General features: G+C 69.8%; 21 protein-coding genes. 14 read left to right on the forward strand and 7 right to left on the reverse strand.

The features are described from left to right. The first annotated feature begins 1 nt into the window (after position 1). Both gcvH and gcvP read left to right on the forward strand, forming a co-directional pair. Entirely contained in the window at positions 2 to 379 is a 378-nt protein-coding gene (gcvH, locus tag DEJ14_RS04795; protein ID WP_111084964.1) for a glycine cleavage system protein GcvH, read from the forward strand. Further along, positions 376 to 3,315 (forward strand): aminomethyl-transferring glycine dehydrogenase, encoded by a 2,940-nt coding sequence (gcvP, locus tag DEJ14_RS04800; protein ID WP_111084965.1) that lies wholly within the window; start codon positions 376 to 378, stop codon positions 3,313 to 3,315. The genes gcvH and gcvP overlap by 4 nt, the downstream gene beginning before the upstream one ends. An 84-nt stretch (positions 3,316 to 3,399) precedes the next feature. On the opposite strand, the gene DEJ14_RS04805 is transcribed toward gcvP, so the two are convergent. Beyond that, a complete protein-coding gene (locus DEJ14_RS04805; RefSeq protein ID WP_111084966.1) occupies positions 3,400 to 5,388 on the reverse strand; it encodes a S9 family peptidase in 1,989 nt (662 codons plus the stop codon). Positions 5,389 to 5,693: 305 nt separating this feature from the next. Between DEJ14_RS04805 and DEJ14_RS04810 the strand changes: the two genes are divergently transcribed. From DEJ14_RS04810 to DEJ14_RS04830, 5 genes are all read left to right on the forward strand, one after another. Continuing rightward, positions 5,694 to 7,319 (forward strand): peptide ABC transporter substrate-binding protein, encoded by a 1,626-nt coding sequence (locus DEJ14_RS04810; RefSeq protein ID WP_111084967.1) that lies wholly within the window; start codon positions 5,694 to 5,696, stop codon positions 7,317 to 7,319. 226 nt (positions 7,320 to 7,545) lie between these two features. Next, a complete protein-coding gene (locus DEJ14_RS04815) occupies positions 7,546 to 8,475 on the forward strand; it encodes an ABC transporter permease (protein ID WP_111084968.1) in 930 nt (309 codons plus the stop codon). Next, on the forward strand, positions 8,465 to 9,415 hold the full coding sequence (locus DEJ14_RS04820; protein WP_111084969.1) for an ABC transporter permease: 951 nt from the start codon (positions 8,465 to 8,467) through the stop codon (positions 9,413 to 9,415). Before DEJ14_RS04815 ends, DEJ14_RS04820 begins: the two co-directional genes overlap by 11 nt. Then, positions 9,412 to 11,154, forward strand: coding sequence for a dipeptide ABC transporter ATP-binding protein (locus DEJ14_RS04825; protein ID WP_111084970.1), 1,743 nt, complete (start codon positions 9,412 to 9,414; stop codon positions 11,152 to 11,154). The genes DEJ14_RS04820 and DEJ14_RS04825 overlap by 4 nt, the downstream gene beginning before the upstream one ends. A 62-nt stretch (positions 11,155 to 11,216) precedes the next feature. Continuing rightward, entirely contained in the window at positions 11,217 to 11,723 is a 507-nt protein-coding gene (locus tag DEJ14_RS04830) for a PH domain-containing protein (protein WP_111084971.1), read from the forward strand. A 105-nt stretch (positions 11,724 to 11,828) separates the two neighbouring features. Here the strand turns inward: DEJ14_RS04830 and DEJ14_RS04835 are convergent, their stop codons facing one another. Genes DEJ14_RS04835 through DEJ14_RS04845 form a run of 3 tightly spaced genes read right to left on the reverse strand, consistent with a single transcriptional unit; the run spans position 11,829 to position 15,915 of the window. Further along, positions 11,829 to 14,000, reverse strand: coding sequence for a dipeptide ABC transporter ATP-binding protein (locus DEJ14_RS04835; protein ID WP_111084972.1), 2,172 nt, complete (start codon positions 13,998 to 14,000; stop codon positions 11,829 to 11,831). Continuing rightward, positions 13,993 to 14,931, reverse strand: coding sequence for an ABC transporter permease (locus tag DEJ14_RS04840; protein ID WP_111084973.1), 939 nt, complete (start codon positions 14,929 to 14,931; stop codon positions 13,993 to 13,995). The genes DEJ14_RS04835 and DEJ14_RS04840 overlap by 8 nt, the downstream gene beginning before the upstream one ends. 3 nt (positions 14,932 to 14,934) lie before the next feature. Continuing rightward, the gene (locus DEJ14_RS04845) at positions 14,935 to 15,915 is read right to left on the reverse strand and encodes an ABC transporter permease (protein ID WP_111084974.1); all 981 of its coding nucleotides are present in this window, start codon (positions 15,913 to 15,915) and stop codon (positions 14,935 to 14,937) included. A gap of 257 nt (positions 15,916 to 16,172) precedes the next feature. Between DEJ14_RS04845 and DEJ14_RS04850 the strand changes: the two genes are divergently transcribed. After that, a complete protein-coding gene (locus DEJ14_RS04850) occupies positions 16,173 to 17,891 on the forward strand; it encodes an ABC transporter family substrate-binding protein (protein ID WP_111084975.1) in 1,719 nt (572 codons plus the stop codon). 91 nt (positions 17,892 to 17,982) lie between these two features. On the opposite strand, the gene DEJ14_RS04855 is transcribed toward DEJ14_RS04850, so the two are convergent. From DEJ14_RS04855 to DEJ14_RS04865, 3 genes are all read right to left on the reverse strand, one after another. After that, complete coding sequence (locus tag DEJ14_RS04855; protein ID WP_111084976.1) at positions 17,983 to 18,534, reverse strand: PH domain-containing protein; 552 nt, start codon at positions 18,532 to 18,534, stop codon at positions 17,983 to 17,985. A gap of 252 nt (positions 18,535 to 18,786) precedes the next feature. Next, positions 18,787 to 19,266, reverse strand: a complete 480-nt coding sequence (locus tag DEJ14_RS04860; RefSeq protein WP_111084977.1) for a peroxiredoxin — start codon at positions 19,264 to 19,266, stop codon at positions 18,787 to 18,789. Positions 19,267 to 19,275: 9 nt separating this feature from the next. After that, a complete protein-coding gene (locus tag DEJ14_RS04865; RefSeq protein ID WP_111084978.1) occupies positions 19,276 to 20,025 on the reverse strand; it encodes a CPBP family intramembrane glutamic endopeptidase in 750 nt (249 codons plus the stop codon). A 121-nt stretch (positions 20,026 to 20,146) separates the two neighbouring features. On the opposite strand from DEJ14_RS04865, the gene typA reads away from it, so the two are divergent. From typA to dapC, 6 genes are all read left to right on the forward strand, one after another. Continuing rightward, on the forward strand, positions 20,147 to 22,069 hold the full coding sequence (gene typA / locus DEJ14_RS04870; RefSeq protein WP_111084979.1) for a translational GTPase TypA: 1,923 nt from the start codon (positions 20,147 to 20,149) through the stop codon (positions 22,067 to 22,069). Between the two features lie 66 nt (positions 22,070 to 22,135). Then, positions 22,136 to 23,329 carry an amidohydrolase gene (locus tag DEJ14_RS04875; RefSeq protein WP_181437481.1) on the forward strand — a complete coding sequence of 398 codons (1,194 nt, stop codon included), beginning with the start codon at positions 22,136 to 22,138 and terminating at the stop codon, positions 23,327 to 23,329. 112 nt (positions 23,330 to 23,441) lie between these two features. Continuing rightward, the gene (locus tag DEJ14_RS04880; protein ID WP_123673112.1) at positions 23,442 to 23,984 is read left to right on the forward strand and encodes a hypothetical protein; all 543 of its coding nucleotides are present in this window, start codon (positions 23,442 to 23,444) and stop codon (positions 23,982 to 23,984) included. A gap of 19 nt (positions 23,985 to 24,003) precedes the next feature. Next, complete coding sequence (locus DEJ14_RS04885) at positions 24,004 to 25,194, forward strand: PIG-L family deacetylase (protein ID WP_111084981.1); 1,191 nt, start codon at positions 24,004 to 24,006, stop codon at positions 25,192 to 25,194. A 35-nt stretch (positions 25,195 to 25,229) separates the two neighbouring features. Beyond that, the gene (fdxA, locus tag DEJ14_RS04890) at positions 25,230 to 25,547 is read left to right on the forward strand and encodes a ferredoxin (RefSeq protein WP_069711637.1); all 318 of its coding nucleotides are present in this window, start codon (positions 25,230 to 25,232) and stop codon (positions 25,545 to 25,547) included. Between the two features lie 13 nt (positions 25,548 to 25,560). Further along, positions 25,561 to 26,679 carry a succinyldiaminopimelate transaminase gene (dapC, locus tag DEJ14_RS04895; RefSeq protein ID WP_111084982.1) on the forward strand — a complete coding sequence of 373 codons (1,119 nt, stop codon included), beginning with the start codon at positions 25,561 to 25,563 and terminating at the stop codon, positions 26,677 to 26,679. Positions 26,680 to 26,706 lie beyond the last annotated feature (27 nt).

Below are 26,706 nucleotides of genomic sequence, written 5' to 3' on the forward strand. Positions count from 1 at the left end.
CATGACCGACCAGACCGCACTCCAGTACACCGCCGACCACGAGTGGCTCCTCGTCGAGGGCGACACCGTCACCGTCGGCATCACCGACCACGCCGCCGAGCAGCTCGGTGACGTCGTCTACGTCGAGCTCCCCGCCGTCGGCACCGCCACCACCGCGGGCGAGCAGATCGGCGAGATCGAGTCCACCAAGAGCGTCGGTGAGCTCTTCGCGCCGATCGAGGGCGAGGTCGTCGCAGTCAACGACGCCGTGGTCGACGCCCCCGACACGGTCAACCAGGACCCGTTCGGCACCGGCTGGCTCGTCAAGATCAAGGTCGACGGCACCTCGTTCCCCGAGGACCTGATGGACCACGACGCGTACCGGGCGTCCATCGCATGACCGGCCCCGACGACCAGCAGGTGTTCCAGAACCTGCAGACCTCGTTCGCCGACCGCCACATCGGCACCACCCCGGCCGACCAGCAGACGATGCTCGACACCGTCGGCCGGCCGTCGCTCGACGCCCTGGTCCGCGCCGCGATCCCGGAGTCGATCCACGCGGCCCCCGTCACCGACTCGGTGATCCCCGCCGCCGTCGGCGAGACCGAGGCGCTCGCCGAACTCCGCGCCAAGGCCGGGCGCAACACCGTCCGCCGCGCCATGATCGGGCTCGGGTACCACGGCACCCACACCCCCGCCGTGATCCAGCGGAACGTGCTCGAGAACCCGAGCTGGTACACGGCCTACACGCCGTACCAGCCGGAGATCTCGCAGGGCCGGCTCGAAGCGCTCATCAACTTCCAGACGATGGTCTCCGACCTGACGGGCATGGCCACCGCCGGCGCCTCGATGCTCGACGAGGGCACCGCCGTGGTCGAGGGCATGCTCCTCGCCCGCCGCGCGTCCAAGGTCAACGGCGACGCGTTCCTCGTCGACGACGACCTGCTGCCGCAGACCCGCGCGCTGCTCGACCACCGCGCCGACGCCGTCGGCATCACGCTGCGTGCGTTCGACCCCGTCACCGGGCCGACCGACGAGCAGCTCGACGGTGCCTTCGGCGTGATCGTGCAGTACCCCGGTGCCTCCGGCCGGATCGTCGACCCGTCGTCGATCATCGAGCGCGTCCACGCCGGCGGCGGCATCGCCGTCGTCGCGGCCGACCTGCTCGCCATGACCCTGCTCGCCAGCCCCGGTGACCTGGGTGCCGACGTCGCCGTGGGGACGAGCCAGCGCTTCGGCGTCCCGCTCGGCTTCGGCGGCCCGCACGCCGGCTACCTCGCTGTCCGCGCCGGGCTCGAACGCCAGCTGCCCGGTCGTCTGGTCGGGGTGTCCTTCGACGCCGACGGTGCGATGGCCTACCGCCTCAGCCTGCAGACCCGCGAGCAGCACATCCGCCGCGAGAAGGCGACGAGCAACATCTGCACCGCGCAGGTCCTGCTCGCCGTCATGGCGTCGATGTACGCCGTGTACCACGGGCCCGAGGGACTGCGCTTCATCGCGAACCGGGTCGCCCGGACGACGTCGGCGCTCGCCGCGGTCGCCCGTGACGCCGGCCTCCAGGTGGTGCACGACGCGTTCTTCGACACGCTCACCCTGCGGGCCACCGGTCGCGCCGGGGCGGTCGTCGCCGCAGCGCAGGACGCCGACTTCCTGCTGCACCAGGTGGACGAGGACGTGTTCCAGCTCTCCGTCGACGAGACGACCACGCCCGACGACGTCACCCGACTGGCGGGCGTGTTCGGGGCCGTGGACGTGACCGTCCCCGCGACCGAGGCGGCCGTGCGTGACGCGGCCACGGGCCTCCCGGCCGGTCTGGTACGCAAGAGCGAGTACCTGACGCACCCCGTGTTCAGCGCACACCGCAGCGAGACCCGCATGATGCGGTACCTCAAGCACCTGGCGGACAAGGACTACGCGCTCGACCGCGGCATGATCCCGCTCGGCAGCTGCACGATGAAGCTGAACGCGGCGACCGAGATGGCCGCGGTGACGTGGCCGGAGTTCGCGAACATCCACCCGTTCGCGCCGCGCGGCGACGTCGAGGGCTACCTCGACATGATCGGTGACCTGGAGTCCTGGCTGGCCGAGGTCACCGGGTACGACACCGTGTCCCTGCAGCCGAACGCGGGCAGCCAGGGCGAGCTCGCCGGACTCCTCGCGATCCGCGGGTACCACCTGGCGAACGGCGACACCGAGCGCACCGTCTGCCTCATCCCGTCGAGCGCGCACGGTACGAACGCCGCGTCCGCGGTGCTCGCCGGCATGAAGGTCGTCGTGGTCGCCTGCGACGAGAACGGCAACGTCGACCTCGCCGACCTCCGCGCGAAGACGGAACAGCACGCCGACACCCTCGCGGCGCTGATGATCACGTACCCGTCGACCCACGGCGTGTACGAGCACGACATCCGCGAGATCTGCGACGCCGTGCACGACGCCGGCGGCCAGGTCTACGTCGACGGCGCGAACCTCAACGCCCTGCTCGGCCACGCCCGCTTCGGCGACTTCGGTGGCGACGTGTCGCACCTCAACCTGCACAAGACGTTCTGCATCCCGCACGGCGGCGGCGGACCCGGTGTCGGTCCGGTCGCGGCGAAGGCGCACCTGGCGCCGTACCTGCCGGGGCACCCGTTCGCCCAGCAGGCCGACCGGCGGCCCGGTTCGACCGCGGCCGAGGCCGACGACCGCCTGGCGCACGCCGGCGGCCCGGTCAGCGCGGCACCGTACGGCAGCCCGAGCATCCTGCCCATCACGTGGACCTACGTCCGGATGATGGGGCTCGAGGGCCTCACCCGTGCGACCGAAGCCGCCGTGCTCGGGGCGAACTACATCGCGGCACGACTGCGCGACGCGTTCCCGGTGCTCTACACGGGCGAGGACGGCCTCGTGGCGCACGAGTGCATCCTCGACCTGCGGCCGTTGCGCGACACCACCGGCATCACCGTCGACGACGTCGCGAAGCGCCTGGTCGACTACGGCTTCCACGCCCCGACCATGTCGTTCCCGGTCGCCGGCACCCTGATGGTGGAGCCGACCGAGAGCGAGGACCTGGCCGAGCTCGACCGCTTCGTCGACGCGATGCTCGCCATCCGTGCCGAGGCCTCGGCCGTGGAGCGCGGGGAGTGGCCGGCGGAGGACAACCCGCTCGTGCACGCCCCGCACACGGCATCGTCGGTGATCTCGGGGGAGTGGGAGCACGCCTACACCCGCGAGCAGGCCGTCTACCCGCTGCCGGGCATCAGCGGCCGCAAGTACTGGCCGCCGGTGCGCCGGATCGACCAGGCCTACGGCGACCGCAACCTGGTGTGCGCGTGCCCGCCGGTGGAGGCGTTCGCGTAGCGACCCGCGTCCTCGACGCACCACCGAGATGACGGGAGGCCCGTGGCGGATCCGCCACGGGCCTCCCGTCACCCCTCGGTCAGTTCACGCGACCGGCGTGACGGGCAGGTGCTCCGCCCACCACGCGAGCACGTGCTCGAACCGCTGCACGCGGTGCCACGGCGTGCCGGAGCGGGAGAGCTCGTGGCCCTCGCCCGGGAACACGAGGAACGACGCGTCGACGCCGGCGCGCCGGAGGGCCACGAACTGGCGCTGCCCTTGCTCGATCGGGCAGCGCCAGTCCGCTTCCGAGTGCGCGACCATGAACGGGATGGTGACCTGCGCGGCGTACGTCAGCGGGCTCCGGCGACGCTGCTCTTCCGGGTCGGCGCCGACGTAGGCGTCGGCGAAGTACCAGCCGATGTCGGAGCTGCCCGCGAACGAGTCCCACGCGTTCACGGCGCGTTCGCTCCACGCGGCGACGAACCGCTCGCCGTGGTGGGCGGCGACCCAGCTCGTCATGAACCCGCCGTACGAGCCGCCCATGATGCCGACGCGTGACGCGTCGAGATCGGGGCGTTGGAGCGCTGCGTCGAGCAGGGCGAGCACGTCGTCGACGTCGACGGTACCCATCTCCCCGATGACCGCGCGGCCGTGGTCGAGCCCGTAGCCAGCGGACCCGCGCGGGTTGCCGATGACGACGGCGTACCCGGCACTGGCGTAGACCTGCGCCTCGTCGAAGAACGCCCATGTGTCCTGGCCGAACGGTCCGCCGTGCACCACCCGGAGGACGGGGTGCGGCCCCGCGCCCTCGGGCAGGACGACCCAGCCGTGCACCGGGGTGCCGTCTGGAGCGGTGCCGGTGAGCTCCTCGATGCGGCGGACACCGGGGCCCGATGCCTCGGACCGGAGCGGGGCCGCGTAGTCGGTGAGCACCGTCGGGAGGGCATCGTCGGTCGCGGTCAGGTCGACCACGTGGACCTCGCCGGGCGAGTCCGTCGTGGCAGCCGTGGCGACCAGGACGTCCCCGTCGACGTCGAAGTCCGAGACGACCAGACGGCCGCCGAGGACGACCCCGAGCTCGTCGAGCCGGAGCGGAGCCGTCGTGCCGGCGGGGACACGACGGACGGTGACGGTGCCGCGGTCGAGTACCTGCACGAGGACGTCGTCGCGGTGGAACACCGGCGTCCCGGTGACGTCGACCGTCTCGCGGGCGGTCAGTCGGAACGGTTCGGAGTCGTGCGCCACGACCCACAGCCCTTCGGGTTCGCCGACCAGCCGCCCGTCGCGGTGCGACGCCCCGACGTAGTGGACGGTGCCGTCCGGGGTGATCGCGATCGAGCTGACCGAGCCCTCGGTCCGGATCGCCAGCGCCATCGTGCCGTCGGACGCGTCGACGCGGTACAGGTCGTCGTCGTGGGTCTCACGCGCACCGAGGTCTCGCGGGGCGACGACGAGGAGCGCGCCGCCGTCCGGGTACCAGGCCGGTGCGGAGACCGAGCAGGGCGCGCTCGTGAGCGGGGAGTCCACCGGTGCCGCTGCGGGGTCGGTGACGTCGACGACCACGAGCTGCTGCGGCTTGTCGAGCAGGTACCCCGTGCCGTCGACGTGGAAGTCGAGCCGGGACACGAGCCGCGGCGCCTCGGCGTCCGCTGCCGGACGACGGTCGCCGCCGGTGACCTCGGAGCCGTAGCGCCCGGGCTCGGGGAACCGTGCGGTCACCGCGACACGTGTCGAGTCGGGGGACCAGACGGGGTCGCTCGCACCGAGGGGGAGCGCGGTGACGACGCGGGCCTCGCCGCCGTGCACCGGCGCGACGGCGAGCTGCGGGTGTGCGACGCCGTGGTCGTCCTGGACGGACCGGAGGAAGGCGAGCGAGCGACCGTCGGGGGACAGGACTGGCGATGAGTCGCGGTCGCCGGACGTCCAGCGGACCGCGCCCTCGGCGGTCACGCGTTCGATGGTGCTGCGGTACGCGTCCTGTTCGAGGTCCGGACGCGAGACGGCGACGAAGGCCGCTCCGCCGTCCCCGGGATCACCGCTGATGGTGGGGGAGGAGGGGACGTGGAGATGGGGGATGTCGTTCGCGAGCACGTGTTCACGGTACGGCTGGTGCGGCGCGGATGACCGGGTCCTGAGGGGGACTCGGAGCAGGACTTCCTTGCACAGAACTGTGCCGCACTGCAACGAATTTCATGCAGATGCAACAAAAGCGCGAGGGCGTTCAGCAAGCGCGCGAATCTTGCATCTTCTCGCAAGGATCGTGCAAGTTGGTTACCGGCTTGTAACCGTTCGCTCCAGGGTTTGGAGGCTGCTGTCCACCTTGCCTACAGTGCAGATGTCAAACGCGCCCGGGTGACACCGCTGTGCCCTGCGCGTCCCATGCACCAGGAGGAACCTTGATCAAGAAGCGCGCCGGGCTCACAGCCCTCGCCGTGCTCGGGGCCACAGCACTCGCCCTGACCGCCTGCTCCAGCAACAGCAACAGTGGGGGTGGCTCGGGCTCGTCCAACGCCTCGGGCATCGTCACGACCAACGGCAGCGAGCCGCAGAACCCGCTGATCCCGTCGAACACCACCGAGACCGGTGGCGGCAAGATCATCGACTCGCTCTTCGAGGGCCTCGTGTCCTACGACGCCGACGGCAAGTCCGTCAACGAGGTCGCGAAGAGCATCGACACCGATGACTCGAAGACCTTCGACATCAAGCTGAACACCAACTACACGTTCACGAACGGCGAGAAGGTCACCGCGGAGTCCTTCACCAAGGCCTGGAACTGGGCCGCGCAGAAGTCGAACGCCCAGGGCGCCAGCTACTTCTTCGAGAACATCGAGGGCTACAACGCCGACAAGGACTCGGAGCTCACGGGCCTCAAGGTCGTCGACGACGACGAGTTCACCGTCACGCTGAAGTCGGCCCAGTCGGACTTCCCGCTGTCGCTCGGCTACTCGGCGTTCGTGCCGCTGCCGTCCTCGTTCTACGACGACACCAAGGCGTTCGGTGAGAACCCGATCGGCAACGGCCCGTACAAGCTCGACGGCAAGAAGGCCTGGACGCACAACCAGTCCATCAAGCTCGTCACCAACAAGGACTACGAGGGCAAGCGCAAGCCGAAGAACGGTGGTCTGACGATCACGTTCTACGCCTCGCAGGACACCGCGTACTCCGACGCGCAGGGCGGCAACCTCGACGTCCTCGACGCCGTGCCGGACAGCGCCTTCAAGACGTACAAGTCGGACTTCCCGGACTCGAACGTCAACCAGCCGGCCGCCATCTTCCAGGCGATCTACCTGCCGTACTACCTCGACCACTGGAAGGGCGAGGAAGGCACGCTGCGTCGTGAGGCCATCTCGATGGCCATCAACCGCAAGCAGATCACCGACAAGATCTTCGACGGCACGCGCACCCCGGCGAAGGACTTCACGTCGCCGGTCATCGCGGGCTGGAACGACGACCTCGACGGCTCCGACGTCCTGGACTACAACGAGTCCGAGGCCAAGAAGCTGTGGGCCGAGGCCGACAAGATCTCGAAGTACGACGACACCCTCACCATCACGTACAACGCCGACGGTGGGCACGAGGCCTGGGTGACCGCGGTCACGAACTCGATCTCGAACACGCTCGGCATCAAGGCCGAGGGCAACGCGATCCCGACGTTCCAGGAGGCCCTCGACCTCCAGACGAACGACAAGCTCACGGGCGGCAGCCGCACCGGTTGGCAGGCCGACTACCCGTCGCTGTACAACTTCCTCGGCCCGACCATGGGTGAGGGCTCGTCGAACAACTACTCGCGGTACGACTCCAAGGAGTACAACGAGCTGCTCGCCGAGGGCCGTTCGGCCGCCACGGTCGAAGAGGGCAACAAGGCCTTCGACCAGGCCCAGGAGCTCCTGTTCAAGGACCTCCCGGAGATCCCGCTCTGGTACTCGAACGTCACCGGTGTCTGGAACGCCGACAACGTGTCCAACGTGAAGTTCGGTTGGAACTCGGTGCCGCTGTACTACGACATCGAGGTCAAGAACTGATCTAGGTCTCCCAGAGACCAAAGCGCGAGCAGGTATCCTGCCTCGCGACCACCGGACGGGGGTTCGGGGACCACAACGGTCCCCGAACCCCCGTACCTCGGCGGCAACACCTCCCCACCACATCGGGCGCCGCCGCCCGAACCGGACATCCGTGCCGACCCTCGGAACGTCCACCCCTCACCACAATGAACCTGATCGACATCGCTCCGGACCGGGCAGGGATCTGATGCTCTGGTACCTCGGCAAGCGCCTCCTGCAACTCATCCCCGTGTTCTTCGGGGCCACGTTCCTCATCTACTTCATGGTGTTCTCGCTGCCCGGCGACCCCATCGCAGCGCTGTTCGGCGACCGCCAGCCGTCGCCGCAGGTCATCGAGACCCTGCGCCAGCAGTACAACCTGGACAAGCCGTTCATCGTCCAGTACCTGCTCTGGATCGGCGGGGTGTTCCGCGGCGACCTCGGCGTGACCTACTCCGGTCTGCCGGTCAGCCAGCAGCTCGCCTCGGCGTTCCCGATCACCGCTCGTCTCGCGATCCTCGCGCTCGTGTTCGAGGCCGTCGCCGGCATCGTCGTCGGTGTCATCGCGGGTCTGCGCAAGGGCAAGCTGTTCGACGCCACCGCCCTGGTCGTGTCGCTCCTGCTCATCTCGGTGCCGACCTTCGTCGTCGGGTTCGTGCTGCAGTACGTGTTCGGCATCAAGCTCGGGTTGTTCCGGGTCACGGTGTCCGGGCAAGCGCCGTGGGACGAACTGATCCTGCCGGCGATCGTGCTGGCGTCCGTGTCGTTCGCCTACATCGTGCGGCTCACCCGCGCGAGCGTCGCGGAGAACACCACGGCGGACTTCGTGCGCACCGCGACCGCGAAGGGCCTGCCCCGTCGTCGCGTGGTGGGCGTGCACATCTTCCGGAACTCGCTGATCCCCGTGGTGACCTACCTGGGTGTCGACATCGGCAACCTGATGGTCGGTGCCATCGTCACCGAGGGCATCTTCAACATCAACGGTGTCGGCGGCACGGTGTTCCGCGCCGTCAAGCTCGGCGAGGGCCCGACGGTGGTCTCCTTCGTCGCCGTGATGGTCATCATCTTCATGCTCGCCAACCTCCTGGTGGACCTGCTCTACGCCGTCCTGGACCCGAGGATCCGCTATGCCAAGTAACGCCGCACCCCGCTCGGCGACGCACTTCGTCGCCCCGCTGGAGGAAACGCCCCTGCAGGCGATCGACCAGGTCAACGAGGACGAGAAGACCCGTTCCCTGTGGACCGACGCCTGGGAGTCCATGCGGACCCGCCCGACGTTCTGGATCTCCTCGATCCTGATCCTGCTGATCATCGTCGTCGCGGTCTTCCCGGGGCTCTTCGCCCACGTCGACCCGCGTGCGTCGAACCTCGACAACAGCGACGGCGGACCAGAGGCCGGGCACATCCTCGGCTTCACGCGTCAGGGCTCCGACGTCTACGCCCGCGTGATCTGGGGCGCCCAGAACTCGCTCATCGTCGGCATCGTCGCGACGGTCCTGGTGTCGCTGGTCGGCATCGTGATCGGTGCGCTGGCCGGGTTCTACGGCGGCTGGCTCGACACGATCGTGTCTCGCATCGGTGACATCTTCTTCTCGATCCCCACCGTCCTCGGTGCGATCGTGATCATGTCGGTCATCCCCGCTCGGAACGCGATCACCGTCGCGCTCGTGCTCGCGGCCTTCGCGTGGCCGCAGATCGCCCGCATCATGCGCGGTGCCGTCCTGAGCGCCAAGCAGGCCGACTACGTCATGGCGTCGGCGGCTCTCGGCGTCAGCCGGTTCAAGACGCTCGTGCGCCACGTCATCCCGAACTCGTTGGCTCCGGTCATCGTGGTCGCGACCGTGTCGCTGGGCACGTTCATCGTGGCCGAGGCGACCCTGTCGTTCCTCGGCATCGGACTGCCGCCGTCGGCCCTCAGCTGGGGCCTCGACATCGGCACGGCGCAGACGTCGATCCGCACCAACCCGTCGACGATCTTCTGGCCGTCGGCAGCGCTGTCCATCACCGTGCTCGCGTTCCTGCTCCTCGGTGACGTGGTGCGCGACGCGCTCGACCCGAAGGCGAGGGCCCGCCGATGAGCGAGACGCTGACCAACCCCACCGGCCGACGCACCAACGCCGACGGCGCCCCGCTGCTCGAGATCCGCGACCTGCAGGTCGGCTTCAAGACGCAGTCCGGTCTCGTGCAGGCCGTGCGCGGTGTCGACCTCACCCTCGAGCAGGGCGAGCGTCTGGCCATCGTCGGCGAGTCCGGTTCCGGCAAGTCGACGAGCGCCCAGGCGATCATCAAGCTGCTGCCCGGCACCGGCCAGGTCACCGGCGGGTCGATCAAGTTCAACGGGCGTGAGCTCGTCGGGCTGACCGACAGGGAGATGTCCGAGATCCGCGGGAAGGAGATCGGCTACGTCCCGCAGGACCCGATGTCGAACCTCAACCCGCTGTGGTCGATCGGCTTCCAGGTCGAGGAGGCCATCCGTGCGAACGGCATGGCCACCGGCAAGAAGGCCGTCCGCGACCGTGCGATCGAGGTCCTGAAGGAGGCCGGGCTCGGCGACGCCTCGAACCGCCTCAAGCAGTACCCGCACGAGTTCTCCGGCGGCATGCGGCAGCGCGTGCTCATCGGCATCGGTCTGTCGAGCCGCCCGCAGCTGCTCATCGCCGACGAGCCGACGAGCGCGCTCGACGTCACGGTCCAGCGCGTCATCCTCGACCACCTCGAGAGCCTGACCCGCGACTTCGGCACCTCGGTGCTGTTCATCACGCACGACCTCGGCCTCGCCGCCGAGCGCGCCGAGAAGCTCGTCGTGATGTACAAGGGCCAGGTCGTCGAGGCCGGTCCCTCGAAGGAGATCCTGGCCAACCCGCAGCACCCGTACACGCAGCGCCTGGTCGCCGCGGCGCCCTCGCTCGCGAGCCGCCGCATCCAGAGCAAGGTGCAGCACGAGCGCATCGAGATCGCCGACGCCGGCAGCGACGACGCCGAGCTCATCGCCCGGGCGCAGGAGCGCGAGCACCGTCCCGCCGAGGACCTCATCGTGGTGAAGAACCTCGAGAAGGTCTACAAGCTGCGTGGCAAGAGCCTCGCCACCCGCGAGCTCAAGGCCGTCGACGACGTGTCCTTCGCGATCCCGAAGGGCACCACCACGGCGCTCGTCGGCGAGTCCGGTTCGGGCAAGTCGACCGTCGCCAAGCTGGTGCTGCAGCTCGAGAGCATCACGAGCGGCACCGTGCAGTTCGACGGCATCGACATCGGCGCGCTGAAGGGCAAGGACCTCTTCGACTTCCGCCGCCGCGTGCAGCCGGTGTTCCAGGACCCGTACGGCTCCCTGGATCCGATGTACAACGTCGGGAACACGATCGCCGAGCCGCTCGCCACGCACAAGGTGGGCGACAAGGCATCGCGTCGGGCCCGCGTGCTCGAGCTGCTCGACCAGGTCGCGCTGCCGAAGTCGATGGTCAACCGTTACCCGAACGAGCTCTCGGGTGGGCAGCGGCAGCGCATCGCCGTCGCCCGCGCGCTCGCGCTCAAGCCGGAGGTCATCGTCCTCGACGAGGCCGTCTCCGCGCTCGACGTGCTCGTGCAGGGGCAGATCCTCGACCTGCTGACGGAGCTGCAGACCGAACTCGGCCTGACCTACCTGTTCATCACGCACGACCTGGCGGTCGTCCGCCTGGTCGCGGACAACGTGTGCGTCATGCGCCAGGGCAAGATCGTCGAGAAGGCGACGACCGACGAGGTCTTCGCCGCCCCGAAGGAGCAGTACACGAAGGACCTCCTGGCCGCCATCCCCGGCGCCGGGTTCGAGTTCGGACGCTGATCCTGCTGGACACGAACGAGGCCGGACGTCCCGTCGTCCTCCGCGCTGGTCGCGGAGGCGCCGTGGCGGCCGGCCTCGTCGCCGTCCTGGGCCTCTTCCTGCTGGTCGACGCGGCGGTGCGCGGCAGCTGGATCGTGGTGCTCGACGCCGTCGGACCGATCGCCGTGCTCGTCTGGGTCCTGTGGGTGCTCACCTACCGCCCGTGCATCCGCATCGACGACACGGCCGTCACCGTCGTCAACCCGCTCCGCCGCACCGTGGTGCCGTGGCACGCGGTCGCCGACGTCAAGCTCCGCTGGCAGATCGTCATCGAGACGGTCGCCGGCCGCCGCATGCAGTGCTGGGGCGGCCCGTCGCTGCCCCGGCCGAAGCCGGCTCGGCGCGGCGAGCGTGCCGTGCTACGCCAGCCGGACGAGATGACCGTGCTGCTCGACCGGTGGGCTGAGCAGCGTGCCGTCGCCGGTGACGGCGACGCCGTGCGCGGCTGGGACCGACCCGCCGTCATCGTCGGCGCGGTCGCGCTGGCGCTCCTCGTGGCCTCGCTGCTGAGCCTGTCGCTGGGTGGCTGACGCGGCTCGCGATCGCGACGACAGGACGGACGGGAGGCCCGGCGCACGACGTGCGCCGGGCCTCCCGTCCGTCTGCTGGTCACGTCCACCACGTGGCCCGCGTCGTCAGACGACCGCGCCGACCCGCTCGGTGAGCAGGTGCTCCTGGTCGGTCTGGATGCAGGCGACCCCGCGGCCGTGCACGTCCTGCAGGCGCGGGTCCACGGTGCGGCACTGTTCCTGCCGCCCCTCGTCGAGGAGCTGGTAGAGCGGGCAGCGGGTGCGGAACCGGCAGCCGTCGATGCGCTCGGTGGGGGAGGGCAGGTCGCCGTCGAGCAGGATCCGCCCGCGGGCGGCCTCGGCGGACGGGTCCGGTACCGGCACGGCCGACAGCAGGGCCCGCGTGTACGGGTGCTGCGGGTCGGAGAACACCTTGTCGCCGTCGCCGTACTCGACGATGCGGCCGAGGTACATGACCGCGACGTCGTCGGCGATGTGCCGGACGACGGACAGGTCGTGCGCGACGAACAGGTACGACAGGCCGAGGCGGTGCTTCAGGTCCTCGAGCAGGTTGATCACGCCGGCCTGCACCGAGACGTCGAGCGCCGAGACCGGCTCGTCGAGCACGAGGATCTTCGGCTCGACGATGAGCGCCCGGGCGATGCCGATGCGCTGCCGCTGGCCGCCGGAGAACTCGTGCGGGTACCGGTCGATGTAGCTCGGCTCGAGCCCGACGAGCTCGAGGACCTCGCGGACCCGGCGGCGGATCTCGTCCTTCGCGACGCCGTGCACCGTCAGCGGTTCACCGATCACCGAACCGATGTCGAGCCGTGGGTCGATCGACGCCATCGGGTCCTGGAACACGACCTGGATGTCGCGGCGGATCGCCAGGCGGTCCTTCTTCGACAGCGAGGCGGTGTCGACGCCGTTCACCCGGATGGTGCCCTGCTGCGCGCCGGCGAGCTCGAGGATCTCCATGATCGTGGTGGTCTTGCCGCAGCCGGACTCCCCGACCAGACCGAGCACCTGCCCGCGCTTGAGCGTCAGGGAGATGCCGTCGACGGCGTGCACCTCGCCGATCTGCCGGCGGAAGAGCGCGCCCTTGGTGAGCGGGAACGTCTTGACGACGTCGGTGAGCTCGAGCACGACGTCGTCGCCGTGGTCGACCGCCGCCTCGGGGACGTCCTCGGGGCGGGGGAAGATCTCCGACCGCTCGAGGGTGCCGGCTGCGATCTCGTCGCGACGGATGCACGCGGCGGTGTGGTCGACGAGGACGGCGGGCGCGGAGACCGCTGCGCCGGTCGCGATGTCGGCGACCGTGTCGCCGCCGGCGTTCGTGATGGCGCCGGCACCGGCCTGCGTGATGGTCGGCGCGATGAGCGCGGGCTCGCCGTCGCGGCAGGCGTCGATGACCGCCGGGCAGCGGTCGGCGAACGGGCAGCCGGTCGGCTTCTGCGTGAGCAGGGGCGGGCGGCCCTCGAGCGGGACGAGCCGTTCGGTGCGGGCCGCGGTCATGTTCGGCATCGAGCGCAGGAGCCCGATCGTGTAGGGCATGACGGGCTCGCGGAAGAGCGGCTCGACCGGTGCCGTCTCGACGATGCGGCCCGCGTACATCACGGCGACGCGGTCCGCGTTGCCGGCCACGACTCCGAGGTCGTGCGTGATGAGGACCACGGCGGCGCCGGTCATGTCCTTCGCCGTCTGCAGCACGTCGAGGATCTGCGCCTGGATCGTGACGTCGAGCGCGGTGGTCGGCTCGTCGGCGATGATCAGCTTCGGGTCGTTCGCGATGGCGATGGCGATCATCGCGCGCTGCCGCATGCCGCCGGAGAACTCGTGCGGGAACGCGTCGAGGCGCCGAGCGGGGTTCGGGATGCCGACGACGCGCAGCAGCTCCTCGGCGCGGGTGCGGGCGGCGTGCTGGGTGAGGGAGCGGTCGTGCAGTCGCAGCCCCTCGATGATCTGCTGACCGATCGTGTACACGGGCGTCAGGGCCGACAGCGGGTCCTGGAACACCATCGCGATGTCGCCGCCGCGCAGGCGGGACATCTCGCGGTCGTTCTTGCCGAGGAGCTCCTGGCCGTCGAAGCGGATGCTGCCCTCGACGTGGGCTGACGACGGGAGCAGACCCATCACGGCCATCGAGGACACCGACTTGCCGGAGCCGGACTCGCCGACGATCCCGAGGAACTCGCCGGGGGCCACCGTGTAGTCGACCCCGCGGACGGCGTAGACGGGCTTGTTCTTCGGGTTGAACGTGACCGACAGGTCGGACACGGTCAGCAGCGGCTCAGTCACGGTTGGCTCCGGAGGTGGGGTCGATGGCGTCGCGCAGGGCGTCGCCGAGCAGGCTGGTCGAGAGCACGGTCGCGACGAGGGTCGCGGCGGGCAGGACGAACAGCCACGGGCGGGTGACGGCCGACTGGCTGCCGGCGGCGAGCAGGGTGCCGAGCGAGACGTCGGGGATCTGGATGCCGAAGCCGAAGAAGCTCAGCGAGCTCTCCGCCAGGATCGCGGCCCCGACACCGAGCGTGGCGTCGATGATGAGCAGGGACGCCACGTTCGGCAGGATGTGCCGTCGGATGATCGTGAACGCCGGGACGCCCATGAAGCGGGCGGCCTTGACGTAGTCGCGTTCGCGCAGGGACATCGTCTGGCCGCGGATCACGCGGGCCATCACCATCCAGCTGAACACCGCGAGGCCGACGATGAGCGCCACCCACGTCAGGTTCTTGAACACCGGGCTGAGGAGCACGAGCGCGTAGAACGAGGGGATCACGAGCAGCAGGTCGATGACCCACACGAGCACGCGGTCCACGGTGCCGCCGAAGTAGCCGGCGATCGCACCGACGATGCCGGCGATCAGCGTGGCGGCCGGACCGGCGATGAGGCCGATGAGCAGCGACTTCTGCAGGCCGACGAGCGTCTGCGCGTAGATGTCCTGGCCGATGTCGTTCGTGCCGAACCAGTGCGCGGCGCTCGGCGGCATGCCGAACGCCAGGCCGTCGGAGTCGACGGCGTTCCAGTGGTACAGGTGCGGGCCGACGAAGGCCCACAGCAGGATGAGCAGCAGGGCGCCGCCACCGATGCGGGCACGCCAGGTGCCGAACACCTTGCGCCAGAGCGGCGTGCGGCCGCCCTTGACCTCGATGACGTGCGCCGGCACACCGGCGTTGCCGTCACCGGGGTCACCGGCGGTGGTCGTGGTCGTGGGGTCGAGAACAGACACGGGTCACACCCTCACTCGCGGGTCGAGCGCGGCGTAGAGCAGGTCCGCGAGGGTTCCTGCGATGAGCACGAGGATCGCCGTGAAGAGGATCGTGCCCGATGCCGCGTTGATGTCGTTGTTGGTGATGCCCTGGACGAAGTACTCGCCCATGCCGTGCCAGCTGAAGACCAGCTCGGTGATGCTCGCCCCGGTCAGGATCAGCCCGAACGAGTACGCGAAGAACGTCGACATCGGGATGAGGGCGACGCGGACGCCGTGGCGCATGATGGCCGATCCGCGCGTCCGGCCCTTCGATCGCGCGGTGCGGATGAAGTCGTTCGACAGCACGTCGAGCATCGCGGAGCGCTGGTACCGCGAGTACGTGGCGACGGCGCCGATGGTCAGCGAGATCGTGGGTAACAACAGGTGGATCAGTCGGTCGCCGAGCACCGGGAAGAACCCGTTCACGCCCGGCGTGTACTCACCCGTGAAGCGGATCACCTGGGTGCCGAGGCCCTGGTTCATCGCGGTCGCCAGGATCATCAGGACGACCGCGATGACGAAGGTCGGGGTGGCGAGCACCGCGAACGACAGGTACGTCGAGACCTGGTCCGACGTGCGGTACTGGCGGACGGCGTTCCACACGCCGAGCAGCACCCCGAGGATCGCGCCGAGCAGGGTGCCGATGACCAGCAAGCGCAGGCTGGTGCCGGAGCGGGCGACGATGTCGGCCGTGACCTCGGTGCCGCGCGTGCTCATGCCGAGCGACCCGTGCGTGACGAGGTTCGACCACCAGGTCCAGGTGCGGACGATGAGCGGGGTGTCCGGATCGGCACCGAGCTTCCGCAGGGACGCGTCGATCGTGCCCTGCGGCACGGCCGGGTTCCGGCCCAGGAACCGGGCAGCCGGGTTCAGCGTGGTGCTGGCGAGGATGTAGCCGAGGGTCGTCGCGACGATCGTCAGGACGATGTAGTTGACGATCCGCTTTGCGATGAAGGCAAGCATGTACTGGGACCTCGTGGGGTGCGGCCATCCGTCCGGACGGCGTTGTCGGTGGCGACAGGTTAGCCGCTCGCGGCGGAGGGATGGGACTTGGCGTTGTGACGCTATGCAACATTCGTTACGAGCATGTTTCGATTCCCCACATCAACCCTTGTGGAGCCTTCGGATGTGACTAGGGTTCTCAACCAACAGGCGTGGCGGCGGGGGTCGTCGCGTTCCAGCGCGATCAGCGCGAACCACAACGAAAGGGAATCCTCGCCATGCGAAAGAGGATCAAGGGCATCGCCGTGCTGGCCACCGCTGCGGCTGCGGCCGTCGTGCTGGCCGGCTGCTCCGGCGGTGGACAGGCGGGCAACAGCAGCTCCGCGGTCGCCGAGTCGTCGCTGAAGTCGACCGGTTGGACCGTCGCCGACCGCGCGGACGTCAAGGACGGCGGGTCGATCACCCTGCCGATCGACACCGCGCCGGCGAACTTCCAGATCAACAACCTCGACTCCGGGACCGTCGACGACCAGACGATCGCCGGGACCTACCTGCCGAGCTTCATCCAGTTCAAGGAGAACGGCGAGTGGGAGGCGAACAAGGACTTCGCGACCTCGGTCGAGCTGACCAAGGACTCGCCCCAGACCGTCGAGATCAAGATCAACCCGAAGGCCGTGTGGTCCGACGGCACCCCGATCAGCGCGAAGGACGTCATCGCCAACTGGAAGGCGCTGAACGGCACGAACAAGGCCTTCGCACCCCTCGCCACCAACGTGTGGGAGGACGTCGACTCCGTCAAGCAGGGCTCCGACGAGCGCGACGTCATCATGACGTTCTCGAAGACGAACGCCGACTGGGCGAGTGTCCTCGGCACCATCTACCCGTACTGGGCGGTCGACACCCCCGAGCACTTCAACACCGCCTGGGCCAAGGGTCCGTACGCCGCTGACGGCAAGACCTACGTCTCCGGTGGCCCGTACATCGTGAAGTCCTTCGACGCCAACGGCGGCGTGCTCACCTTCGAGAAGAACCCGAAGTGGTGGGGCGACGAGGGCAAGCTCGACACCATCGTCTTCAAGACGGTCTCGCGTGACGGCGTCGCGCAGGCGTACGGCAACAAGGAACTCGACGCGTTCAACCTGAACGGCAGCGCCGACAACCTCAAGACGGCGAACTCGCGCTCGGACTCGAAGATCGAGCGCTCGCTCGGCACCACGCAGCGGCAGATCACGCTGAACGGCACGTCGGACGTCTTCAAGGACCAGGACGTGCGCCAGGCGTTCGCGCAGGCCATCAACCGCAAGGTCCTCGCCCAGGCGATCCTGTCGCCGGTGAAGAGCCCGGGTGACGTGCTCAACAACCTGACGTACCTGCCCGGTCAGGACGGCTACCAGGACGACGTGTCGAGCGTCTACGGCTACAGCACGGACAAGGCGAAGTCGAAGCTCGAGGACGCCGGCTGGAAGGTCGGTTCGGACGGCTACGCGACCAAGGGCGGCAAGGAACTCGACGTCCGCTTCGTGATCCCGTCGGACAACCCGAACTCGGCGAACGTCGCGCAGCTCGTGCAGCAGCAGACGAAGCTCGCCGGCTTCAAGGTCACGATCGACACCGTCCCCTCGGACGACTTCTTCACGAAGTACATCACCACCGACGGCCGTGACTTCGACGCCACGTACTTCGCGTGGCAGGGCACGCCGTTCCCGATCTCGTCGCTCAAGTCGATCTACTACCCCGCCGACGCCGGCCAGAACTACACCGGTGTGACGGACGACTCGCTCGGCGCGGCCTGGGACAAGGCGAACGCCGAGCTCGACCCCGATGCCCGCATCAAGGACGCGCAGGCGATCGACAAGAAGATCGTCGCCGTCGCCGGCACCATCCCGCTGTTCGCCGAGCCGTACGCCTGGGGTGTGCGCAAGGACCTCGTGAACTACGGGCCCGCGCAGTTCCAGCAGTACTCGGTCAAGTGGCAGGACGTGGGTTACACCAAGTAGTCCCGCGGCCGCACGACCCACAACGACACCCTCGACGTCGCACGACGTCGGGGGTGTCGTTCTGCGTCGGCAGGGGCGTGGACGCCTGGCGCTACAGCCGGGCCGCCGCGAGCGACGCCGCGATCCCGAGCACGACGAACGCCAGCACCGTCCACCCGTGCACCCGGTGGGTGATCGGCGCCGCGACGACGGTCGCCGGAGGCGGGCCGTCCTGCGGAGCCGGGGCGGGCACGAGGGCCACCATCCGCGCGGCCGCAGCGTCGACGTCGAGGTGAGCCGGGCCTCCCGGTCGGCCCTGGACCTGCGCGGTGAGCCGCGCGGTCGGGCGGGTCGCGATCCACACGCGGCGGACGCCCTCGCTCGAGACGACCTCGATGCCGTACTTGGTGCGCACCTCGGTGACGCGCGACCACGTGTAGGTGCTGGTGCGGCGGACGTCCACGATCCGCAGGTGCTCGGGCGTCAGCTCGATCCGCGGACGCCAGAGTGCGGCCCACGCCACGAACGCGATGCAGATGCTCGGGACCGGGACGAGCAACGGGTTGCTGCCACCGAGCAGTGCCAGGGGGACGAGCGCCACCGCGACGACCCAGAGGACGATGGCGAGACGGCGGAGACCCGGAGCGACGATGGTGGTGTGCACCGGACGAGGTTACGAGATGCCTCCCCGGAGACGCCCGGGGAGCGGGTGTGACACACCAGCGCGTATCTCCGGACGACCCGATTCCCCGGGGAGGCAGATCCTTCATGGACCTCTCGTGCCGACAATGGTCGTCGCCCCCAGTTCGGGTGTCAATACCCCATGGCGACGGATTCCGGGATTCCCCACGCCGGGAACGGCGGGAACGGCGGGAACGGCGGGAACGGCGGGAACGGCGGGAGCCGTGGGATCCGGCTACGAGACGAGCAGTTCGATCTGTTCACGGATGGTCTCGGCCTTCGGGAACCGGAGACCGACCAGACCGACGTGCCGCCACCGCACGACCCCGTCGGGGCCGATCACGAACACCGACCGACGCAGTCCGATCCCCGGCGCGCGCACGCCGTAGTCGCGGATCACCGAGCCGGCCGTGTCGCTCAGCAGGGGGAACGTGAGCGAGGAGCCGCGTGCGAGCGTCTCGTGCGAGTCGAGGGCCTGCGGGCTGATGCCCCACACCACGGCGCCGAGGTCGTCGAACTCGTCGAGTTCCGCCTGGTAGCTGCAGAGCTGCGCGGTGCAGACGGCCGTCGCGTCGCCGGGGTAGAAGGCGAGCACCACGGTCCGGCCGATCTCCGACGACAGGTCGTACTCGTCGTCGGTGCGGACCCCGTCGCGGACGATCATGCCCGGCAGGGTGAACGTCGGCGCGGACTCGCCGACCTCGGGGATGCTCATGTGCTCACGCTACGAGAACAACTGGGGGAACGCGTTCGCGACCCAGGGGTAGCCGACGAACACCGCGGCGTCGAGCAGGCAGTGCGTGATGATCAGGGGCATCAAGCGGCCCCACTTCGTGTAGATCCAGCCGAACACGATGCCCATCACGGCGTTGCCGACGAACGCGCCGAAGCCCTGGTACAGGTGGTAGCTCCCGCGCAGCAGTGCCGTCGACAGGATCACCTGCCACCGCCCCCACCCGAGGTCGCCGAGCCGGGCGTAGAGGTACCCGATCACGATCACCTCTTCCTGCAGGCCGGAGCGGATCGCGGACAGCAGCAGGACCGGCACCGTCCACCAGTACGAGTTCAGGGCAGCGGGGTCGACGTCCACCGTGATGCCGAGGGCGCGCCCGGCGAAGTACAGGGCGAGCCCGGGGATCCCGATGCCGAGCGCGATGAGCGCCGGACCACCGAGGTCGGGCTTCACCCGGAACCGGTCGATGCCGAGCCGGGACAGGTGCGGGCGGGACGTGCTCCACAGCAGGAAGCAGACGAGCGCGACCGGCGCCAGGTCCACCGCGATGCCGAGCAGCTGGCGGGCCAGGTCGACGTACTGCACCGTCGTCGACGACGTGTTGAGCGCCGTGGACTGCTCGCCGAGCGGGGTCGTCTGCGACAGGTCGTCGATGATCTGGAGGATCGAGTACAGCGCGCTGGCGCCCAGTGAGAGCAGCAGCACGATGGTGATCTCGACCCACGTTCGCCGTCGGCTCATCTGCAGTACTCCTGACGGTTGCGAACTACCGGTAGACTGGCGTGTCGGGCGTTCTGCCCGCGGGTGCGGTGCCGACAAATCACTGGCCCGACACTCTCCCAGAAATTGAAGGATGTCCTGTATGGCGCTCGCCACCCGGTCCGACCTGCGCAACGTCGCCATCGTGGCACACGTCGACCACGGCAAGACCACCCTCGTCGACGCGATGCTCACGCAGACCAACTCGTTCGACGCCCACTTCGAGGGCGAAGACCGCATGATGGACTCGAACGACCTCGAGCGCGAGAAGGGCATCACGATCCTCGCGAAGAACACGTCGGTGCTCTACAACGGCAAGCACGCGACCGAATTCGGCGCGGACGGCCCCATCACCATCAACGTGATCGACACCCCGGGTCACGCCGACTTCGGTGGTGAGGTCGAGCGCGGCCTTTCCATGGTCGACGGCGTCGTGCTGCTGGTCGACGCGTCCGAGGGGCCGCTGCCCCAGACGCGCTTCGTGCTCCGCAAGGCGCTCGCCGCCAAGCTCCCGGTGATCCTGCTCGTCAACAAGACGGACCGCCCCGACTCCCGCATCGACGAGGTCGTCTCCGAGTCGCAGGACCTGCTCCTCGGCCTGGCGTCCGACCTGTCGGACGAGGTCGACGACCTCGACCTCGACGCGATCCTCGACGTCCCCGTGGTCTACGCCTCGGGCCGTGCCGGTGCCGCGTCGCGCAACAAGCCGGCCGACGGCTCGCTGCCCGACAACGACGACCTCGAGCCGCTGTTCGAAGCGATCCTGCAGCACGTCCCCGCGCCGAAGTACGACGACCAGCACCCGCTGCAGGCCCACGTCACCAACCTCGACGCGTCGCCGTTCCTCGGTCGTCTCGCGCTGCTGCGCATCTTCCACGGCACGATGAAGAAGGGCCAGACGGTCGCGTGGGTCAAGCACGACGGAACCGTCGTGAACGCCCGCATCACCGAGCTCCTCATCACCAAGGCCCTCGAGCGCTACCCGGCCGAGTCGGCGGGCCCCGGTGACATCGTCGCCGTCGCCGGCTTCGACACGATCACCATCGGTGAGACGCTGACCGACCCCGAGGACGTCCGCCCGCTGCCGACCATCACGGTCGACGACCCGGCGATCTCGATGACGATCGGCACGAACACCAGCCCGCTCGTCGGCAAGGTCAAGGGCCACAAGCTGACCGCCCGCATGGTCAAGGAGCGCCTCGACCGCGAGCTCATCGGCAACGTCTCGCTCAAGGTCCTCGACATCGGTCGCCCCGATGCCTGGGAGGTCCAGGGCCGTGGTGAGCTCGCGCTCGCCATCCTGGTCGAGCAGATGCGTCGTGAGGGCTTCGAGCTCACCGTCGGCAAGCCGCAGGTCGTCACGAAGCGTGACGAGAACGGCAAGCTGCAGGAGCCGTACGAGCACATGACGATCGACACGCCGGAGGAGTACCTGGGCGCGATCACGCAGCTCATGGCCGCTCGCAAGGGCCGCATGGAGAACATGACGAACCACGGCACCGGCTGGGTGCGCATGGAGTTCATCGTCCCGTCGCGCGGCCTGATCGGCTTCCGCACGTCGTTCCTCACCGAGACCCGCGGCACCGGCATCGCCAACGCGATCTCGCACGGCTACGACGAGTGGGCCGGCCCGATCCAGACCCGCATCAACGGCTCGATCGTGTCCGACCGCTCGGGTGTCGTCACGCCGTTCGCCATCACGAACCTGCAGGAGCGGATGACGTTCTTCGTCAACCCCACCGAAGAGGTCTACGAGGGCATGGTCATCGGCGAGAACTCGCGCGCCGACGACATGGACGTCAACATCACGAAGGAGAAGAAGCTCACGAACATGCGTTCGGCGAACGCCGACTCCTTCGAGTCGATGACGCCGTCGCGCCAGCTCTCCCTCGAGGAGTGCCTGGAGTTCGCGCGCGAGGACGAGTGCGTCGAGGTCACCCCGGCGGTCGTCCGCATCCGCAAGGTCGAGCTCGACGCGCAGGCCCGCCAGCGCTCGTACGCCCGCCTGAAGCGTCAGGACGCGTAAGCAGCAAGCGACGCGTCGCGTCAGCAAGAGCACGACCTGAGGAGGTCGGGGGTTACGGTGGATGCCGTGACCCTCGACCTCCTCTCGCTGTACCAGGACCTGCACGCCCACCCCGAGCTCGGTTTCCAGGAGCACCGCACTGCGGGCATCGTGGCCGACCGGCTCGCCGAGCTCGGTGGCATCGAGGTGACCACCGGCGTCGGCGGCACCGGTGTCGTCGGCGTCCTGTCGAACGGCGAGGGCCCGGTCGTGTGGCTCCGCGCCGATATGGACGGCCTGCCGGTCCAGGAACGCACGGGGCTGCCCTACGCCAGCCAGCACCGCGGCACCGACGAGGACGGCAACGACGTCCCGACGATGCACGCCTGCGGCCACGACATCCACGTCACCTGGCTGCTCGGCACGCTCGAGCGCCTCGTCGCCACCAGGGACCAGTGGAGCGGCACGGTCGTCGGCGTCTTCCAGCCGGCGGAGGAGGTCATCTCCGGCGCCCGCGCCATGGTCGAGGACGGCCTGGTCGACCGGTTCCCGAAGCCCGACGTGGTGCTCGGGCAGCACTCGGCTCCGGCCCCGGTCGGCATCGTCGCGATCGGCTCCGGCCCGGTGATGGCGTCCAGTGACCGGCTCACGGTGACCTTCAACGGTCGCGGGGCGCACGGGTCCGCACCGCAGGCGTCCCTCGACCCGGTCGTCACCGCCGCGTCCGCCGTCGTCCGGCTGCAGACCGTCGTCTCGCGCGAGGTCTCGCCGAGCGACGCCGGTGTCGTCACCGTCGGCAGCTTCCACGCCGGCACGCGCGCCAACATCATCCCCGACCAGGCCGTCATCGAGATCTCGACGCGTGCCCGCAACGAGGAGACCCGTGCGCGCATCATCGCGTCGATCGAGCGGATCGTCCGTGCCGAGAGCGACGCCGGCGGGCTGCCGGAGCCGACGATCGTGCGGTCGCCCGGTGCCGAGGTGACCGTGAACGACGCGGAGTCCGCTGCCCGGGTGCTCGCGGCCGTCAGCGCCGCCGTGCCGGGTGCGCGCGAGCTGGAGATCGGGCTGGCGATGGCGTCGGAGGACGTCGGGCAGCTCGCGACGGCGGCGGGCGTCCCGCTCGTGTACTGGTTCACGGGGATCACCGACCCGGAGCTGTTCCGCCGTGGCGAGGACATCCCGAGCAACCACTCGCCGTTCTACGCGCCGCAGGCCGAGACCGCGATCCCGGTGGGCGTCGACGCCCTGGTCGCCGCGACGCGCGCCTACGTCGCCTGACGGGCGGACGGGAGGCGCGGGGCGGCCCCGCCGCGCGGGTGACCGTCCCGGGGACAGGACGTTCACAGCCAACTCGCGCCGTGCCTCCCGGCTCACCCGTTACCGTCGGCGCATGCGTTCCCTCCGTACCCCGCTGATCGCCGCCGTCGCCGCCGGCATCGCCCTGGCCGGACTCACCGGCTGCTCGTCCGACTCCGTGAAGCAGGCGACGGACCTCGGGTCCTCGGTGGCCTCGACGGTCGCGGACGGCGTCGCGGGCATCGACGGCAAGGCGATCCAGGACGGCATGTCCTCGGTCGCGGGCGGCATCGACGGGGCGCTCGACACGGCGCTCAAGGGCGCGAACGTGACCTCCGACGGCAAGGTCCCCGACGGGTTCCCGTCGTCCGACGTGCCGCTCGTCGACGGCACGGTGCTCGGCGGGGGAGCGGGACCGAACGGTTCCGGATGGGTCGTGCAGGTGCGCGCCGGGTCGGTCGACGACTTCGCCTCCGCCGCGCAGCAGCTCGCCGACGCGGGTTACACCGAGTCGGCGAAGCGAGCCGACTCGTCGAGTGCGTTCGGGATGTTCCGCAGCGACGGGTACCGCGTCGTGCTCACGTTCTCGGACGGCGACGACGGCGTCACCGCGACCTACATCGTCACGGCCCGCTAGTCCCGTACCCTTGGGGGCGATGTCGAAGGCCTCCGTCACGCGCCCCGAGCGCGTCCTGTTCGTGCACGCCCACCCCGACGACGAGACCCTGTCGTCCGGCGGGACGATCGCGACCCTGCTCGAGCTCGGCGCCGAGGTCACCGTGTTGACGGCGACCCGCGGTGAGCGCGGCGAGATGCTCACCGAGCGGCTCGCACCCCTGGCCGGCGACGCGCAGCGCGTCGCCGCGCATCGTGAGTCCGAGATCGACGCGGCACTCGCGGCCCTCGGTGGCCCGGCGCACCTGTGGCTCGGCGGTCGCGGTGCGCGGCCCACCGACCTGCCGGAACGACGGTACGTCGACTCCGGCATGCAGTGGGGGCCCGACGGCCGGGCGACCGCCGCCGACGACGCGCCCGTCGACTCGCTGACCGCCGCCGACCTGGGCGAGGTCGTCGACGACGTCCGTGCCGCGATCCGCTCCACCGGTGCGGACGCGGTCGTGAGCTACGCCGACGACGGCGGGTACGGCCACCCCGACCACGTGCGTGTGCACCACGCTGCTCGGTACGCGGCCCGGGCGGAGGAGGTGGCGTTCTCGATGATCGTCGCCCCGGACACCGGGGACGCCGACGTCACCGTCGACGTCCTGCCGGTGCGGGCGAAGGTGCGTGCCGCCGTCGAGCAGTACCGCTCGCAGGTCACCGTCGACCCGGTCGACCCCGCCGACCCGACCCCGCTGTCGTGGGTGATGCCGCACGGCGTCCGCGAGCACGCCCCCGCGGTCGAGGCCTTCCGGCACGACGCCGACCCGCAGCCCCCGGCGCCGCAGACGTACGCCGAGATGTCCGGTCAGGGCAAGGTCGCCGCGGTCGCCGTCGCGCTCGTGCTCGGGCTCGTCACCGGCGGACTGGGGACCGTGACGCACCAGCAGACCGTCGGCGCCGCCGCGTTCCCGATCGGCATGGTGATCACCACGCTGCTCGTGGTCGGGCTGACCGTGGGCATCCGGCTGCTGTACCGGTCGCGGGCGATGGTCGCCGCGATCGGCATCGGCATCCTCGTCGCCACGCAGGTGCTCGTCTCCGTCGGCGGCCAGGGCTCGCCGCTCGTGCTGGCGAACGCGGCCGGGTACGTCTGGACGTTCGCCCCCGCCGTCATCGCCGCCCTGGTGCTCGCGTGGCCGGACCTGTCGGGGCTGCGGTCCCGGACGGCCCCGGGCCGCGAGTAGACTCGAACCCGCTCGTCGAAGGGAGCACCCGAACCGTGACCTACGTGATCGCCCAGCCCTGTGTCGACGTCAAGGACCGTGCCTGCATCGACGAATGCCCCGTCGACTGCATCTACGAGGGCGACCGCTCGCTGTACATCCACCCCGACGAGTGCGTCGACTGCGGTGCGTGCGAGCCGGTCTGCCCGGTCGAGGCCATCTACTACGAGGACGACCTGCCCGACGAGTGGGCCGACTACTACAAGGCCAACGTCGAGTTCTTCCAGGAAGTCGGCTCGCCCGGTGGCGCCGCGAAGGTCGGTGTGATCCACAAGGACCACCCGGTCGTCATGGCCGAACCGCCCCGCGGCTGAGCCGGACTCGCACGTGGCGCTCGACCTGCCCGACTTCCCCTGGGACCAGCTCGTCCCGTTCAAGCAGCGCGCGGCCGGGTACGAAGGCGGCATCGTCGACCTCAGCGTCGGGTCGCCCGTCGACCCCACCCCCGAGGTCGTCCGACGCGCCCTCGCCGACGCCACCGACGCGCACGCCTACCCGCAGGTCGCCGGCACCCCGGCGCTGCGGCAGGCAATCGCCGACTGGTACGGCCGCCGGCATGGGGTGCAGCTGACCGAGGCGCACGCCCTGCCGACGATCGGGTCGAAGGAGTTCATCGCCGGCCTGGCGCTCTGGCTCGGCATCAGCGCCGGCGACACCGTGGTCTTCCCCGCCGCCGCGTACCCCACGTACGAGCTCGGGGCAGCCCTGGTCGGCGCGGACGCCCTCGCATCGGACGACCCAGCAGCGTGGCCGACGACGACGAAGCTGGTGTGGCTGAACTCGCCCGGCAACCCCGACGGCCGCGTGCTCTCGATCGACGACCTGCGCGTCGCGGTCGCCCGTGCCCGCGAACTCGGTGCCGTCATCGTCGGTGACGAGTGCTACGCCGAGCTCGGCTGGGACCCGGAGTACGCGACCACCCCGACCCCCACGATCCTCGACCCCCGCGTCGTCGGCGACTCGGTTGACGGTGTGCTCAGCGTGTACTCGCTGTCGAAGCAGTCGAACCTGGCCGGGTACCGCGCGGCGTTCGTCGCCGGTGACGCCCGGATCCTCGCCGACGTCCTCGCGGTCCGGAAGCACGCGGGGCTGATGCCGCCGCTGCCGGTGCAGGAAGCGATGATCGTCGCACTCGCGGACCAGACCCACGTGCAGCAGCAGAAGGCCCGCTACCGGGCGCGCCGGAACATGCTCCGACGGGCACTCGAGGACGCCGGCTTCCGCATCGACCACAGCGAGGCCGGCCTGTACCTCTGGGTGACCCGCGGTGAGCCCGCGCTCGACACGGTGTCGTGGTTGGCCGACCGCGGGATCCTCGTCGCACCGGGCACGTTCTACGGCACGGCGGGCGGGGAGCACGTCCGGGTGGCCCTCACCGCGACCGACGAGCGCATCGCCGCGGCGGCACAACGACTCGCCAGCAGCCGCCGGCTCGGCACCGCGTAGCCCGCAGCGCAATCGGGGGTTCCCACC

It is taken from the genome of Curtobacterium sp. MCJR17_020, assembly GCF_003234365.2.
In the GTDB taxonomy this organism is placed as follows: Bacteria; Actinomycetota; Actinomycetes; order Actinomycetales; family Microbacteriaceae; genus Curtobacterium.

Coding starts and splice junctions, on each gene's coding strand:
- DEJ14_RS04845 (WP_111084974.1), bottom strand. CDS start 15,915: ATGCTTGCCTTCATCGCAAAGCGGATCGTCAACTACATCGTCCTGACG.
- gcvP (WP_111084965.1), top strand. CDS start 376: ATGACCGGCCCCGACGACCAGCAGGTGTTCCAGAACCTGCAGACCTCG.
- typA (WP_111084979.1), top strand. CDS start 20,147: ATGGCGCTCGCCACCCGGTCCGACCTGCGCAACGTCGCCATCGTGGCA.
- DEJ14_RS04860 (WP_111084977.1), bottom strand. CDS start 19,266: ATGAGCATCCCCGAGGTCGGCGAGTCCGCGCCGACGTTCACCCTGCCG.
- DEJ14_RS04815 (WP_111084968.1), top strand. CDS start 7,546: ATGCTCTGGTACCTCGGCAAGCGCCTCCTGCAACTCATCCCCGTGTTC.
- DEJ14_RS04820 (WP_111084969.1), top strand. CDS start 8,465: ATGCCAAGTAACGCCGCACCCCGCTCGGCGACGCACTTCGTCGCCCCG.
- DEJ14_RS04850 (WP_111084975.1), top strand. CDS start 16,173: ATGCGAAAGAGGATCAAGGGCATCGCCGTGCTGGCCACCGCTGCGGCT.
- DEJ14_RS04865 (WP_111084978.1), bottom strand. CDS start 20,025: ATGAGCCGACGGCGAACGTGGGTCGAGATCACCATCGTGCTGCTGCTC.
- gcvH (WP_111084964.1), top strand. CDS start 2: ATGACCGACCAGACCGCACTCCAGTACACCGCCGACCACGAGTGGCTC.
- DEJ14_RS04880 (WP_123673112.1), top strand. CDS start 23,442: ATGCGTTCCCTCCGTACCCCGCTGATCGCCGCCGTCGCCGCCGGCATC.
- DEJ14_RS04885 (WP_111084981.1), top strand. CDS start 24,004: ATGTCGAAGGCCTCCGTCACGCGCCCCGAGCGCGTCCTGTTCGTGCAC.
- DEJ14_RS04825 (WP_111084970.1), top strand. CDS start 9,412: ATGAGCGAGACGCTGACCAACCCCACCGGCCGACGCACCAACGCCGAC.